The organism is Butyrivibrio sp. YAB3001, assembly GCF_900112195.1.
Classification (GTDB): Bacteria; Bacillota; Clostridia; order Lachnospirales; family Lachnospiraceae; genus Butyrivibrio.
Genome location: NZ_FOKR01000002.1, coordinates 689,852 through 705,419 on the forward strand (window position 1 = coordinate 689,852; position 15,568 = coordinate 705,419).

Here is a 15,568-nt window from a genome sequence, read left to right on the forward strand (position 1 = left end):
CCAATCAGATTTACTTTTAACCCTATCTTCTATTATATATAAAAAAGGTACATGTAGCCACCCGAATTAAACATTCTAGCATAATGTCTCCTTTTGGTAAACTTATTTTTTGATTAAGAAAATTACGGAAAAGTTCATTTTTTCTTATGGTATTCTTTCCTTGGAGGAACCAACCTATAAAGGATATAAATAATCCCCTGACAATCTGATTTTGTCAGGGGATTTGTTTTATCAACCAAGTTTTGTTCCAACAGTTATTTTTCCACCTAAAAGGAAGTCCTTAACGCTCATACGTTTCTTTCCTTCAAGCTGAACTTCTGTAATCTTCAAAAGTCCTTCACCTGTCTGAACTGAAATATACTCTTTACCAACTTCAACAACAGTTCCTATAGTCTCTGAACCCTTGCCTTCAGATGCATTCTCTACTAATGCCTTCCAGATTTTAAAGCTCTTACCATTTAGATAAGTATATGCGCTAGGCCATGGATTCAGACCACGAACAAGATTGTTAATGGTAACTGCATCCTTGGAAAAATCTATTTTTCCCATATCCTTGCTGAGCTTGCCACACTTTGTTGCCTCAGCTTCATCCTGGGGAACAGGAGTAAGCTCGCCTCGCTCAATCTTGGGAAGTGCCTCAACTATTAGCTCTGCACCCAAGACTGATAACTTATCAAAAAGGCCGCCACCGGTCTCTTCATCGCTTATAGGAATAGTCTTCTGAATCAGAATGTCACCGGTATCCATACCTGCTGCCATCTGCATGATAGTAACACCGGTCTCTTTTAGTCCATCAATGATTGCCTGCTGAATCGGAGCTGCTCCACGGTATTTCGGAAGAAGAGACGCATGGATATTAACGCATCCAAAGCGTGGCATATCAAGGATTTCCTGTGAAAGTATCTGTCCAAACGCTGCAACAACAAAGATATCTGCATCGTATTTTTTAAGTTCAGCAACATTCTCCGGCAGTTTAATCCTTACCGGCTGAAAAACAGGAATGTTATGTAAAAGCGCACATTCCTTTACTTCTGATACCTGAAGCTGTCCGCTTCTTCCCTTGGGCTTGTCCGGCTGAGTTACAACAAGCACAACTTCATGTCCTGCTTCTATGATCTTTTCTAGGGCAGACCTGGCAAAATCAGGTGTTCCCATAAAAACTATCTTCATTAAATTACTCCTCTTCCTCGTCAGCCATAAGATCTTCGTTATCTACGAGGTCTCCCTCTACCTTCTCAACATACATATGTCCGTTGAGGTGATCATTCTCATGAAGGATAGCTCTTGCAAGAAGTTCCTCTCCTTCAATTACAAATTCATTTCCTTCAAGATCTGTAGCCTTAGCCTTAACATAATTAGGTCTTGTTACAATTCCTGATTTACCCGGAACTGAAAGACATCCCTCGTAGCCTGTCTGTTCTCCACTGGTCTCAAGTATTTCAGGGTTGATAAATACCATTGGATCTTCGCCGGTTACGTCTATAACAAAAATTCTCTTAAGAATTCCCACCTGAGGCGCTGCAAGTCCAACACCATTTGCTTCATACATAGTATCAAACATATCTTCCACAAGCTCTTTTAATCTTGGAGTTATCTCTTTAACAGTCTTGCAGTTCTTAGCAAGCACCTCATCGCCAAATTCTCTGATTGTTCTAATTGCCATTTCATTCTCCTCTTTTATAAATGCATGGTGTTTCTGGAATATCATCTATGAGCACATATATCATACCATTTTCAACCCAGGATATCAAAAACCATGAACCGGGTCAAAATCAAATTGCACGGATATTTTCTTCATCTTCCCCGCATCTTCCAATTGCCTGATATATTTCTCAAGCATATCTTTATATGCCACAAGTCCGTCATAATCATCCATTTTAACATAAACAGCCATTCTGTAAATGTCATTTATTTTTCCGATTGCTGCCGCTGCAGGACCAATAAATACTGCCCCTTCTTTTTTCTGAAGTTCCATCATAGCCCGTAGCCTTGATGCAAATTGCATTCCCATCTCCTCGTCATAGCTCATTATCTGAACCGACATCATATGTGAAATAGGCGGATAACGCAAAAGGTCTCTATATGCAATCTCTTCTTCATAAAAAGAGTCATAATCCTGCTTCGAAGCTGTCTGAATACTGTAATGCTCAGGCTGATACGTCTGTATCACAACATTTCCGGCTTTGTCGCCCCTACCGGCTCTGCCGGCTGCCTGAGTAAGAAGCTGGAAAGTCCTCTCGCTGGCCCTGTAATCACTTGCATATAACGACATATCAGCTGCAAGTATTCCAACCAGCGTCACATCAGGGAAATCATGTCCTTTAACTATCATCTGTGTTCCCACAAGAACATCCGCTTCCTTATTGGCAAAAGAGGATAATATCTTATCATAACTACCCTTGGCTTTGGTTGTATCAGCATCCATTCTAAGCACTCTTGCCATGGGCCAGAACTTCTTTACCTCGTCTTCAATCTGCTGCGTACCCGCTCTGAAAGATGATACATATTTTGAGCCACACTTCGGACAAATCTTAGTAAGAGGCTGTTCATAGCCGCAATAATGGCAGACAAGTCTTCCTCCCCTGTGCTCCGACAATGAAACATCACAGTGAGGGCATTTGAATACATATCCACATGACCTGCACGAAATAAAGCCTGCAAGTCCGCGCCTGTTTATGAACAGCATTGCCTGCTGTCCACTATTAAGTCTATCCTCCATAAGCTCCTGCAGCCTTCTGGAAAAAATAGAACGGTTACCGCTTCTTAGTTCTTCCCTTAAGTCAGCAATTTCAACTGTAGGAAGTGTACCGCCCGTAAGACGCCTTTCTAATTTAAAAAGATGATACTGACCATTTTGTGCTCTATAATATGATTCCAGTGACGGTGTTGCTGAACCAAGGACCACACTTGCACCATCAGGAAGAAGTTCCGCAAGCTTTATTGCAGTCTCCCTTACATGATATTTTGGCATAGCTTCGCTCTTATAAGTAGTCTCGTGCTCTTCATCAATTATGATTATGCCGGTATTAGGAAATGGTGTAAAAAGAGCTGACCTTGGACCGATAATTATATCAATATCTCCACATCTTGCTCTCTCCATCTGATCGTACTTCTCTCCCGGAGAAAGCGTGGAATTCATCACCGATACCCTGTCTCCAAAATGCCTGTAAAATCGCATCAGTGTCTGATAGGTCAGCGCTATCTCAGGAATAAGAACTATCGCCTGTTTTCCTCTTTTTATCACTTCATCAATAAGGGCAATATATACTTCTGTTTTGCCACTACCGGTTATTCCATGTATAAGATAAGTATCTCTTTTCCCCTGGTCATAATCAGAAACAAAACTCTCAACTATGTGCCTCTGCTCATCACTGAGTTCCTTGGCTCCATACCTTGATGTTTCATGCATCTTTGGCTTTCTGAAATACTCCTCCTCATCAACCCTTATGTAGCCATTGTCGCTAAGACTCTTGATAGTAGCTGTGCTGACATTAAGCTTTGTAGTTATAAATTCATAGGGAATCTTTTCATCCGGTTCTATTAAAAGCTCCGCAAGAACTCTCTCCCTCGCTTTTTGCTTCTTTCGGATACACTCCTGATAGTAGTGCCTCACCTGTGCCTCATCCATATTAAGCGCAACATACTTATGTACCTGCCTTTTCATCTTTTTGGTAGCAGGTAAAACAGTCTTTAGTGCAGCAATCATTGTGGAACCATAGTATCTTTTCATCCATGCCGCAAGTTTAATGGAGATTTCCTCCGCAGACATATCATCTTGCGGCACAGATAATATCTCTTTTATCTTGGAGACATCCCAGTTGGGCTCATCAGTAAGTTCTAGTACATAACCTTTTCTGACATTATTGCCCTTTCCAAAAGGAACCTCTACCGCGCAGCCTATGTCAACCGATTCCTTTAAACTGTCCGGAATTCGGTACTGGAAGAGACGGTCGACCTTCTCATGGGATATATCAATTATAATGTTTGCATATTCACAAGCTGTCACTCCCGCTCCTCCATTCTCTCATGCTTTTTTCATGATACTGTTTACTTGCTCTGTATCGTTGTATTGCATACATAAGTTTTCGATGCACGCAAAACTAAATATCATCATTTCTGTCTTTCGTCCAAAATTTCCTGAATGATAACTCTCTCATCCATAGGATACTTAACACCTTTGATTTCCTGATAATCTTCATGGCCCTTGCCGGCAAGAACAATGATATCACCCTTCTCACCGTGCTCTATCGCGTAGGCAATCGCTTCTTTTCTGTCTGTGATCTTGATGTATTTGCCATCAGTCTTCTTCATACCTGTCTCAATATCATTCATGATATCTTCAGGTTCTTCAAAACGTGGGTTATCGGAAGTAATGATTGTAAAATCAGAATACTTTCCACTGACTTCACCCATCTCAAATCTTCTAAGCTTACTTCTATTTCCACCGCATCCAAATACACTGATCAATCTGTTTGGATGATAATCCCTAAGGGTTGTCAAAAGACTCTTGAGTGCCATTGCATTGTGAGCATAATCAATCATAAGTGTAAAATCATCTGATACCTTGACCATCTCAATTCTTCCCTTGACCTTGGCCTCTTTAAGCGCAGGAACAATCTCTTCAGGTGTACAGCCAAGCTGATTTGCAACAGCAATTGCGCAAAGTGCATTATAAACACTAAATTTGCCCGGAGTTCTGATCTCAGCATGCATATTAATAAGACCTTCTGTGTCAAAGAATACTCCAAGTTCGCCGGGCTTACGGATATATGCAAGATTGATTGCGCGAAGATCCACGCCTTCATTAAATCCATATGTATAAGCCTTGCAGGTATGTCCATCAAGAATATCATCTGTGTGAACATCATCTCCATTGCAGATACCTATTTTGCACTGCTTAAATAATAATCCCTTGCAGTGAAGATACTCTTCAAAATCTTTATGTTCATTTGGTCCGATATGGTCAGGTTCAATATTCGTGAAAATACCTATATCAAAAATAAATCCCTGGCTTCTGTGAAGCATAAGTCCCTGTGAAGAAACTTCCATTACAACACTATCACACCCTGCTTCAACCATCTTTGCCATATATTCCTGAAGCGTAAAAGATTCAGGAGTGGTATTCTCTGCATGAATATGCTTATCACCGATGATAACCTCGATTGTTCCGATAAGGCCAACCTTGTGTCCTGCATTCTCAAGCATGTTTCTGATAAGATAGGTTGTGGTAGTCTTTCCCTTTGTTCCGGTAATTCCTATTGTCTTAAGCTTACTTGCAGGATGATCAAAATAAGCTGCTGAAATAAATGCCATTGCATATCTTGAATTTTCTACTCTTACAACTGCAGTTTTACAGTCATCGGGAAGTTCAACATCTTTTTCAACAACAATAGCTGCGGCTTTCTTTTCTGCAGCCTCTTTAGCACATGAATGACCATCAAAATTTGCTCCGCTGATGCAGATAAAAAGTGAGCCTTCCTTAATCTTCCTGCTGTCATTAACAACATCTATAACTTCAACATCTTCGGGGCTTATTTCTACGTCGCTATTACCTGCTGTTACTCTGTACTTGATTTCTTCTAATAATTTGGAAAGTTTCATATCGTTCCTCCATTTTAAAGTGTTTTTTAGTTGATAACCAGAAAATGTTTAAGCTAATTTTAGCTAATTTTAGATTAATTCTAATTTTTATAATTTTTTCACACTTTATTCACATTTTTTTGATAATATATAAAACATAGAAGTGAGTTGAGAACACTCACTATCTCCCCCTCATAAGAAACCGCAGACACACGCTTCGCGTGTGTTTTTGTGGTTTTAGGGGATTTTTTATAATCCCCTCACTTTAGTGAATTACTACGAAAAATCGTTCATGATAAATTGTAAGCTTTCACGTCCCTGATAGCTATTTATATCCGGATAATAAGCAACATTTATCTTCATATTTCCATCTGTATTTCCAAAATACATGTCATCAACAGCCTCTTTTCCAAATTTGCCATACAGGAATTCATGCCACTTTTCCATATCTCCAAAATACATCATATCATATATTTTGCCACTCTCATCAGTAATTCTGTATTTACCACAGTTCTTATTTTTCCCAAGAATTCTTCCTGATAAAAGTGCCACATTTCTCTGTGCAAAGATTGGTTTTGTATTACCATTTCCAAATGGTTCAAGCTTCTTGAATTCTCTGACAAGATTCATGTCCGCATACTGAAGCGGCATTACCATATCAATATGAAGCACAGGCTCAAAATCTTCGCCGGAGAGTTTGCAGTTATCATTAAGCGTTTTTCTCAAAACATCAATATTTTCTTCCGGCAAGGATAGTCCGGCTGCCATTTTATGACCGCCATACTTTGTAAAAAGCTGTTTGCATTCAGACATCTCTTCGTACATATCATAGCCTTCTATCGATCTACCTGAGCCCTTAGCGCCGTCAGAAGCTTTTGTTATCACAAAGGTTGGTCTGTAATACTTTTCTTTTATCTTACCGGCAATAATACCTGCTATAGACTCATGAACTTCCGGAAGATAAATAACAAGCACCTTAGGAAGTTCTCCGTTCTTGCAAATATCCTGAACATATAAAACCGCATTGTCAACGCCCTGCTTGGTCATATCCTTGCGACTGTCGTTTAATTCCTTAAGATCACCTGCAATCTTTGATGCCTCATTCTCATCTTCTGTAAAGAATAGATTCAGAGCTCTCGTAGCAAGATCAAGTCTGCCTGTGGCATTAAGACATGGTCCGATCACAAATCCATAGTGATAGCATGAAATATTGTTCTCATCCAGACTGTTTACATGAATAAGAGCTCTAAGTCCAATATTATTAGTTGAAGAAATAAGTCTCAGAGACTCTTTTACAATAACTCTGTTCTCATCCTTGAGTTCCATTACATCACAAACTGTTGCTATTCCGGCAAAAGTAAGCATTTCTGTAAAGAATTCTGTAACCTTTTCTCTTGATAACCCTTCTATATGCTCATACAAAAATGAACCACTTTGATTTTTGTCACCATCTTCCATTTTTGTATCTGCCATTACCTGAAGGAACTTGTAAGCAACAACTGCTCCGCAGATTTCCTTAAACGGATACTCTCCGTCTTTCCTCTTAGGGTCTATAACCGCATCAGCAGGAGGAAGAATCTCTTCTCTGCCCATATTATTTGAAGCACTGTCATTACAGTCATCACCATTTTCACTTTCTTCAGATAAAGAAAATGGAACCTCATGATGATCCGTTACAACTACAGTCATGCCCTTTTCTTTGGCATGAGCTATCTGATCAAATGCAGCAATACCGTTATCGCAGGTTATGATAGTCCTGATTCCTGCATCATATGCCGCATCAACCAGTTTTTCACTAAGGCCATAACCATCCTTGATTCTGTCAGGAAGGACACAATCAACATCTCCTCCGAAAAGTCTAAGTCCTGATACCAATATATATGATGAACAGATTCCGTCTACATCATAATCACCGATTACTCTTATCTTTTCTCCGGCGAATATCTTCTCCCACATTATCTTTGCGCCTTTTTCCATATCAGCCATAAAATGGGGATCATGCATCATATCAACATTTCCATTGAGATATGCGTCGATTGTCTCATCGTTGCATTCTATGGCAGCAGTTTTCATGGAAGTTATCAGCCTGTTAGCAATAAGCCTGGCTGTAATATTCCTGATGCCATATTTAGCAGCTATTCCATCAAAATCAGCCTTTTTACTAGCCACCATCCATTTTGACATAAATAAAAATTTCTCCATTTCAACAGAGCCACCCTCCAGTTCTGGAAGATGGCCCCTCGTAATTATTTACTATTTATTATCACTTCTTAGCAAAAAGTGTCTGGAACTTTGTCTTTAAATCATACCACATTGGAGATGCGATAAAGATTGAAGAATATGTTCCGCAGATTACACCAACCATAAGAGGAAGTGCAAATGCTTTAATATCAGCAACACCAAAGATAAACAATGCTAATACAGTAAAGAATGTTGTAGCTGATGTAAACAAGCTTCGTGTAACAGTCTGAGCAACACTGCCGTTTACAAGTTCAGCATACTCTTTCTTGTTAGATGCAAGATTAAGATTCTCACGGATACGATCGAATGTGACGATAGTATCGTTTATTGAGTAACCAATAATTGTAAGTACAACAGCGATGAAAGTATTACCAACTGCATATCTTGTAAATGCGTATGAAACAATAACTATAAGTGCATCATGTGCAAGAGCTATGATAGCGGCTGTACCAAACTTGATATCCTTGAATCTGATCCAGATGTAGATAAGCATACATACAAGTGAAACCAAAAGAGCAATAACAGCATCTGCTCTCATTTCACCACTGATAACTGAACTGATTGTCTCAGCAGCAATATTGTCAGCTGTAATACTGTAATTATTTACAAGTACATCTTCAACAGCTTCTCTCTGTTTAACATCAAGTGTTGATGTCTTGAAGATAACCTGGTTTGTTCCTGTAACTGTCTGAATCTGAATCTGATTGATTCCTGCAGCTTTCTTGATATCCTCAGCTACTGTGCTCTCAAGCTCAGAAAGTGACTTAGCTTCATTAAATGTAACTGTTGTAGATGTACCACCTACGAAATCAAGACTGTAGTTAAATGCTCCCTTGCCCTGAGCGCTGTTAACACCCATTGCAATGAATCCTGCAACAACAATTGCAAGTGAAACACCATAGAATACTTTTCTCTTACCAACAAAATCAAACTTCTTAGGTGCCTTAGCCTTACCGTAAAGGGCAACATTCTGAAGGCCGATTCCATAGAGTATTGAAGTAACTGTTCTTGTTATAACAAGCGCTGTAAACATCGAAAGAACAATACCAAACATAAGAGTTATAGCAAATCCCTTGATTGAACCTGTTCCCAAAATGTATAACCAGAAAGCAACAATAAATGTTGTAACGTTACCATCGATGATTGATGAAAGAGCCTTGTTATAACCTGCTTTTCTTGCAGCGTCTACATCTTTACCACCTGCAATCTCTTCCTTAATTCTTGAGAATACAAGAACGTTTGCATCAACGGCCATACCAATTGAAAGGATGATACCTGCAATACCGGGAAGTGTAAGTGTCTGATCAAATGCTGAAAGCATAAAGATCATAAGTCCGCTGTAAAATGCAAGTGCGATTGTAGCTGAAAGACCGAGTATTCTGAAGAATACAATCATGAAAATTGCTATAAGAGCAAAACCAACGGCAGCAGCCATTAAACTTGTCTTGATAGCATCTGAACCAAGCTGAGCGCCTACAACATTTGAACGAAGTTCGTTGAGCTGAAGCTTAAGTCCACCGATTCTGATCATGGAAGCAAGATTCTGTGCCTTCTCATAATCACTCATTCCGGTAATAACTGCCTTACCATCTGTGATAGCTGCCTGAACAGTAGGAACACTGATAAACTGTCCATCATAATAAATACCAATGCTCTCACCATTTGCATATGCCTTTGTTGTAGCTTCTGCAAATGCTGTCTTACCTGCTTCTGTAAACTCAAGAGAAACAACCGGCTCGTTTCCGCCATATGAATCCTGCTGATATACAGCCTGTGCTGCCTCAACATCAGAACCTGAAAGAACAATTGAACCATCAGCCTGAAGTTCTTCTATGGTCTTATTAAGCTCATATGTATAGAAAAGACCATATGTAGAATCAACCTTGTATTCGTAGTTAGCATTGCCCTCAGAATCTGTCTGAGCGATAAAATAAAGATTACCGGGCTGTCCAAGTTCTTCAAGAATCTTATTGGCATCTGTAACACCCGGAATCTCGATATTAATTCTGTTCTTACCTTCCTGATATACTAAAGACTCTGTGCTGTACTGATCTACACGCTGCTGAAGCTTGTAAATTGTATCAGCCATATCTTCCTTATCAGGGTTCTCATCACCTACTACCTCGTAAGTGATACTTACACCACCGGCCAGATCAAGTCCTAAATTAATGCTGGACAAAGAACCTGACTTGTCGCTGCCGAGTCCGTAAACAGCTGAGTACCCCAAGCCCCCAAGGAGTAACAGCATCAGAATCAGCGCAATGATTGATTTTACGCGTTTCATACAAAAAATCCTCCGTTAACCTTCTTCTTCGGCCAAAGCCGCTTTTATCATAATGGCACATTCTATGCGCTTTCTCTGAAGCTCACATCCGTGCTTATATGTCGTATTGATATCGCCATTGAAATTATAGGCATTGGCAGCACATCCGCCGCTACAATAATATCTGGCAAAACATTTCTCACATTCAGGTCTGGAATAAACATTGCTCTTCTTGAACATCTCGCGAATGTCGTTTCTCTTGATTCCTTCAAAGACTGTTCCCATGATGAAATCTTCATTACCAACAAACTGATGACAAGGATATAAATCTCCCCAGGGAGTAACTCCCAAATATTCACATCCTGAACCACATCCGGATAATCTCTTTGCAACGCAAGGGCCACCCTCAAGGTCTATATTAAAGTGGAAGAAGTTAAAACCTCTGCCCTCTTTATGTCTCTCAATATAAAACTTCGCAAGTTTATCATATTCTTCGCATAATACAGGAATATCTTCATCCTTAAGTGCATACCAGTCATCAGGCTTTGCAACAACCGGCTCAACAGATATCTGCTTAAAGCCAAGGTCTGCCAGATGCTTGACATCTTCTGAGAAATCCAGATTATTATGTGTAAAGGTTCCTCTTACGAAATATCTAAGCTGATGACGACTCTCAGCAACCTTCTGGAACTTAGGAACTATCTCATCGTAACTTCCCTGTCCGCCGCGCTTTGGTCTCATGGAATCGTGCACTTCCTTACGTCCATCGATAGAAAGCACGATATTTCCCATCTCTTTATTTACATAAGCTAGTATTTCGTCATTTAAAAGAGTACCATTGGTTGTAATAGTAAAACGGAAGTTTTTATTGTTCTCTTTCTCGATTGAACGACCATATTCAACGATCTTCTTTACAACTTCCCAATTCATCAGCGGTTCGCCGCCAAAGAAATCAACTTCAAGATTTCTTCTGTTTCCTGAATTCTTAACCAAAAAATCGAGAGCAGCCTTACCAACTTCCTCTGTCATAAGCGCTCTTCTTCCATGATACTCACCCTCATCAGCAAAGCAATATTTGCATCTGAGATTACAATCGTGAGCTATATTAAGACATAAAGCCTTAACTACAGTATCGCGGTTCTGAAAATCATCTACATAATTCTCATAAACATCATCTGTGTAAAGAACCTCTGAAGCTCTAAGTTCCAAAAGTTCCTCAACAGCTTCTCTTAATTCTTCATCAGAATATTTCTGACTGATCTCTGAAATATTCTTAACCTCTTCATATAACCACTGAGTCTCTTCACCTGAAACTCCACTGTTATCCTCTGCTGCCGCAGCAGTTCCGTATTTGCTGCGAAGCTTCTCTTCTACAACCTCTACCAGGTCAAAAACAACATCATCAACAACATGAACTGAACCACTGTTAACATCCAATACTATGTTGTAACCGTTGTTCTTATATGCATGAATCATAATAACTCCTAAAACTTTTCTAAAACTGATTTACCGGTCTTGTGCCATTTTTTGACTTAAGCCACAAAAAGTGAGGCAGCGACAAAGTCGCTGCCCGACATGACTTAATCATGTTTCCGGGATAATATATGTGCTTCCCGGAATATCTGTAACCGGTAATTACTTGCTAAGCTGCTCGCAGCTCTGATTTCCTACTGTGCAAGAAGTCTTGCAAGCTGACTGACATGATGTCTGGCACTCACCACATCCGCCCTTCTTCATGGATTCCTTAAGATTTCTTGTAACTAATGACTTTACATGTTTCATAATTGCCTCCTACTAGAAACTGTGGTTAATAAAACCATATTCCGAGTTTTTCATCGACTCAGTATAACATATTTTACAAATTTATTAAAGTGGATTTTATTCTTTATCATCCTCTTCAATATCAGATTTTAATTTGGGAACCACAACCATCAGAACCTTTGTTATTCTGTTGCGCTTGATTCCCCTTGCAGTAAGCGTTGTACCATTATCAAGGGTAACTGTCTCACCATATCTCGGAAGTCTGTCAAGATTCTCAATCATGAGACCTCCTATAGAATCGTAATCTTCCGAATCAAGCTCTGTTCCCAGAGCATCATTGATGTCATCGAGCTTCATGTTACCTTCTACCAGATACTTATTATCGCCAAGCTCTTTGATCAGCTGAGCTTCATCAGAGTCATATTCATCCCTTATCTCTCCGACAATTTCTTCAAGAAGATCTTCAAGGGTGATCATTCCCACTGTAGTTCCGTATTCAGAAAGGACAAATGCCACATTCTGCGACTTTTCTCTCATTTCTATCAAAAGATCTGCTGTCTTTTTGTACTCGTAGGTATAATAAGCTTTTCTAAGGTAATCAGTAATCTTGAAATTTTCTTTATCCTGTATAAGAATAAGGTCCTTGATATTTATAAGACCGATTATATTGTCCTGCTCATTTCCCTCATAAACTGGGATTCTGGTGTACATTTCTTCCTTGAACACCTTCATGACTTCATTATAATCTGTCTCTGAACTGACACAAGACATATCAATCCTTGGGATCATGATATCTTTTGCCACTGCGTCACTAAAATCAAAGACGTTATAAATAATCTCTTTCTCACCGGACTCTATGACACCGTCCTCATGACTTACATCCACATAGGTCTTAAGTTCGTTCTCAGTCATTGTCTGCCTGCTCTGAACGTTAATCCTTAAAACCTTTAATATAGCAGTTGCAATGCCGTTAATGATAAAATTAAGCGGCTTTGTTATCGCCATGATAAAAAGAATTGTTCTCGCGTATATAAGAGAAATAGTCTCAGAATACGCTGTTGCAATAGTCTTTGGTAAAATCTCACCAGCGATCAGAACCACAAGTGTCAACACTCCGGTTCCTATTCCTACCGCAAAACTTCCCCATAAATCTGTGACAAAAACAGTCATAAGCGCTGATGCGCTAAGATTAACAATATTATTTCCAATCAGAATCGCTGACAGCATCTTCTGGGTATCTTCACATATTCCAAGCACCAAGACTGCTCTTTTATTTCCCGCATCGGCAAGTGCTTTTACCTTAACTCTGTTTACAGTCATAAAAGCAGTCTCAGCCGAAGAAAAGAAGCCTGAAAGAAGTACCAATACCACCAATACTATCAGCCTGACTAAGTGAATGTTCAAAAATCTCCCTCCTGTAAAATCTCAAATACCTGCATTGGCTCTGTCACATATATATTCCCCTCTGCACCTGCCTGAATTATTTCTTCTTTGGTTCTAAATCCCCATAGGCAGGATATGCATTTAAGGCCACTATTCTTCGCGGTCATGTAATCCACTTCAGAATCGCCCACATATATGCAGCATTCTTTTTTAGCGCCAAGTTCTTTTATCGCTTCATAAACCGTATCAGGCGCCGGTTTCTTGCGAATGCCTGCAGATTCGCCAATCGCAACTTTAATGAACCTGCTAAAGTACAGTTCATTCAGTTCTTTTACCGCATTCATGTATTTATTGGATACAATTGCCATATTGTAGCCATTATCATGAAGCTTAGCAAGAAGTTCCATAATCTGCGGATACGGCCCTGTCTTATCGTTGCAATGGATAAGATAATAATCCTTAAAGCAGGAAAAAGTCTCTTCAAATGCCGGATTATCTTTCCCGTCAGGAATGGCTCGTTCCATCAGCTTTTCAACGCCATTTCCAACAAAATGCCTTATCTCTTCCAGGCTTCTCTTAGGAAATCCATAGCGCTCAAGCGCATAATTAACGCTGTCCATCAGATCTTCCAGCGTATTAAGCAGCGTTCCGTCAAGATCAAATATAACAGTATTACATTTCATAATAAGCTTAATCTAAATGAAAAACCGGGTGCAGATCGATTGCCACAGGGCTGTTATCAGGATTAGTTTCCATGATATCTGCCATAAAATCCCACCACTTGCGGTTAATCTCAGTGTCTGCGCTCTTTTTCCACAACTCCTCATCTTCTATTTCTATGTATCCGTAAAGAATAAGAGTCTCAGTATCAAGAAAAATGCTGTAGTTGTGACCGCCGTGCTCATGGATCATCTTCTGCATTTCAGGCCAAAGCTCGTTGTGCCTTTTTTCGTACTCTTTCTCCATCCCCGGATACAGTTTCATCTTAAAACCTTTTCTTATCATACTCTCCCCCTATATATTCCCCTTAACTCAATGGATTTGCATAATAATCCTTGATTTCTGTGTAGCCCTGCTCTGTAAGCTGCTGCTTCTGGAATTTTTTATTCTTGTTCATTCTTACAACAAGAACGCTTCTTCCGTTTTCTCTTTCCTTCTGAGCTTCTGAAATGATCTGTGCAAGACGCTCACCCTTGATGCCTTTTTCGATAAGGAAGGCAACCTTCTTACTCTCTCCCGGAATCTTAAAGCCTTCGTCCATCATTATCATGATGATTCGCTCAAATCCAATAGAGAAACCACAGGCTGGTGTGTCCTGTCCAAGGAATTTGCCAACCATCTTGTCGTAACGTCCGCCGCCACCGCAGCTTCCGCCGTACTGAGGCATAGCTACCTCAAAAATTGTTCCTGTATAGTAGCTCATTCCACGAACAAGTGTAGGATCAAATACCATCTCAAACTGAGCTGACTTTGTAGCATCTACGCTGCTGATGATTTCTTCAAGGCTCTCTCTTACCTCAGCCTCTAAATAGTCACCAAGCATATCTGCAATTATCTTAAGTCCGTCAAGACCATTCTTTCCTTCGCTTGCTCTGAAAAGATCAAGATACTTATCGATGCTTTCCTTATTAAAGCCGCTCTTTTCAAGTTCCTCTGCCACTCCGTCAATACCGATCTTATCCATCTTATCAAGAGTGATGAAAACATTATCATATTCTTCCTCAGGGAAACCGCTGTAAGCAGCCATTGCCTTAAGAATTCTTCTCTCATTTATACGGATCTTGAAGTCCTTAAAACCAAGTCTTCCAAGAGTTGTTGTTGTTGCCAGAATAAGCTCTATCTCTGCAAGGTTAGATGCTTCACCGAGGATATCGATATCGCACTGCATGAACTGGCGATATCTGCCCTTCTGAGGTCTGTCAGCTCTCCATACACTTCCCATCTGAAGAGCCTTAAATGGTGATGGAAGTTCATTTGCATGATTAGCATAGAAACGAACAAGCGGAACAGTAAGATCATATCTAAGCCCGGAATCTGTAAGGTCGTTCTCTTCCTTAGCTGTTTCAAGATTCAGCTTTTCTCCGCGCTTCATTACCTTAAATATAAGTTTCTCATTTTCACCGCCCTGCTTGCTGTTTAGATTTGCAAGTGACTCAACTGCCGGTGTTTCAATAGAAGTAAAACCAAACTCTGCATAAGTTTTCTTAATAACGCCTATGCAATAATCCCTAAGCTGCATCTCAGCAGGGAGAATATCTTTCATGCCTGTAACAGGCTTCTTGATCAATGCCATAAATCAACCTTCCTCATACCTTAAATTTCATAAATTATTTATACATT

Annotated in this window: 12 protein-coding genes; all 12 read right to left on the minus strand. The window is 39.8% G+C overall.

What is annotated here, in order from left to right:
- Nucleotides 1–231: 231 nt before the first annotated feature.
- The 12 genes from fmt to hisS all read right to left on the minus strand — a co-directional run bounded on the left by fmt (nt 232) and on the right by hisS (nt 15,521).
- Nucleotides 232–1,170 (minus strand): methionyl-tRNA formyltransferase, encoded by a 939-nt coding sequence (gene fmt / locus BM086_RS02835; protein ID WP_092323077.1) that lies wholly within the window; start codon nt 1,168–1,170, stop codon nt 232–234.
- Between the two features lie 4 nt (nt 1,171–1,174).
- Nucleotides 1,175–1,663 (minus strand): peptide deformylase, encoded by a 489-nt coding sequence (gene def, locus BM086_RS02840; RefSeq protein WP_207650972.1) that lies wholly within the window; start codon nt 1,661–1,663, stop codon nt 1,175–1,177.
- Nucleotides 1,664–1,747: 84 nt separating this feature from the next.
- A complete protein-coding gene (gene priA / locus BM086_RS02845) occupies nt 1,748–4,006 on the minus strand; it encodes a replication restart helicase PriA (RefSeq protein WP_092323083.1) in 2,259 nt (752 codons plus the stop codon).
- A 104-nt stretch (nt 4,007–4,110) separates the two neighbouring features.
- The gene (locus tag BM086_RS02850; protein WP_092323085.1) at nt 4,111–5,601 is read right to left on the minus strand and encodes a UDP-N-acetylmuramoyl-L-alanyl-D-glutamate--2,6-diaminopimelate ligase; all 1,491 of its coding nucleotides are present in this window, start codon (nt 5,599–5,601) and stop codon (nt 4,111–4,113) included.
- Nucleotides 5,602–5,856: 255 nt separating this feature from the next.
- Nucleotides 5,857–7,764: a single-stranded-DNA-specific exonuclease RecJ gene (locus BM086_RS02855; RefSeq protein WP_092323528.1), complete on the minus strand. Its 1,908-nt coding sequence runs from the start codon at nt 7,762–7,764 to the stop codon at nt 5,857–5,859.
- 79 nt (nt 7,765–7,843) lie between these two features.
- Entirely contained in the window at nt 7,844–10,105 is a 2,262-nt protein-coding gene (gene secD / locus BM086_RS02860; protein ID WP_092323088.1) for a protein translocase subunit SecD, read from the minus strand.
- Nucleotides 10,106–10,120: 15 nt separating this feature from the next.
- Nucleotides 10,121–11,560, minus strand: coding sequence for a thioether cross-link-forming SCIFF peptide maturase (gene scfB, locus BM086_RS02865; RefSeq protein ID WP_092323091.1), 1,440 nt, complete (start codon nt 11,558–11,560; stop codon nt 10,121–10,123).
- Between the two features lie 159 nt (nt 11,561–11,719).
- Nucleotides 11,720–11,866, minus strand: a complete 147-nt coding sequence (gene scfA / locus BM086_RS02870) for a six-cysteine ranthipeptide SCIFF (RefSeq protein WP_013281386.1) — start codon at nt 11,864–11,866, stop codon at nt 11,720–11,722.
- A gap of 96 nt (nt 11,867–11,962) precedes the next feature.
- Nucleotides 11,963–13,249 carry an HlyC/CorC family transporter gene (locus BM086_RS02875; RefSeq protein ID WP_092323094.1) on the minus strand — a complete coding sequence of 429 codons (1,287 nt, stop codon included), beginning with the start codon at nt 13,247–13,249 and terminating at the stop codon, nt 11,963–11,965.
- Nucleotides 13,246–13,911, minus strand: coding sequence for an HAD family hydrolase (locus BM086_RS02880; protein WP_092323097.1), 666 nt, complete (start codon nt 13,909–13,911; stop codon nt 13,246–13,248). The genes BM086_RS02875 and BM086_RS02880 overlap by 4 nt, the downstream gene beginning before the upstream one ends.
- 7 nt (nt 13,912–13,918) lie before the next feature.
- Complete coding sequence (gene rhaM, locus BM086_RS02885; protein WP_092323099.1) at nt 13,919–14,233, minus strand: L-rhamnose mutarotase; 315 nt, start codon at nt 14,231–14,233, stop codon at nt 13,919–13,921.
- Between the two features lie 22 nt (nt 14,234–14,255).
- Complete coding sequence (gene hisS / locus BM086_RS02890) at nt 14,256–15,521, minus strand: histidine--tRNA ligase (RefSeq protein ID WP_092323102.1); 1,266 nt, start codon at nt 15,519–15,521, stop codon at nt 14,256–14,258.
- Nucleotides 15,522–15,568: the final 47 nt, after the last annotated feature.

Bases quoted from the DNA above. Each gene is read 5' to 3' on its own strand.
- fmt (WP_092323077.1), bottom strand. From the start codon at position 1,170: ATGAAGATAGTTTTTATGGGAACACCTGATTTTGCCAGGTCTGCCCTA.
- def (WP_207650972.1), bottom strand. From the start codon at position 1,663: ATGGCAATTAGAACAATCAGAGAATTTGGCGATGAGGTGCTTGCTAAG.
- BM086_RS02850 (WP_092323085.1), bottom strand. From the start codon at position 5,601: ATGAAACTTTCCAAATTATTAGAAGAAATCAAGTACAGAGTAACAGCA.
- BM086_RS02855 (WP_092323528.1), bottom strand. From the start codon at position 7,764: ATGTCAAAATGGATGGTGGCTAGTAAAAAGGCTGATTTTGATGGAATA.
- secD (WP_092323088.1), bottom strand. From the start codon at position 10,105: ATGAAACGCGTAAAATCAATCATTGCGCTGATTCTGATGCTGTTACTC.
- scfB (WP_092323091.1), bottom strand. From the start codon at position 11,560: ATGATTCATGCATATAAGAACAACGGTTACAACATAGTATTGGATGTT.
- scfA (WP_013281386.1), bottom strand. From the start codon at position 11,866: ATGAAACATGTAAAGTCATTAGTTACAAGAAATCTTAAGGAATCCATG.
- BM086_RS02880 (WP_092323097.1), bottom strand. From the start codon at position 13,911: ATGAAATGTAATACTGTTATATTTGATCTTGACGGAACGCTGCTTAAT.
- rhaM (WP_092323099.1), bottom strand. From the start codon at position 14,233: ATGATAAGAAAAGGTTTTAAGATGAAACTGTATCCGGGGATGGAGAAA.
- hisS (WP_092323102.1), bottom strand. From the start codon at position 15,521: ATGGCATTGATCAAGAAGCCTGTTACAGGCATGAAAGATATTCTCCCT.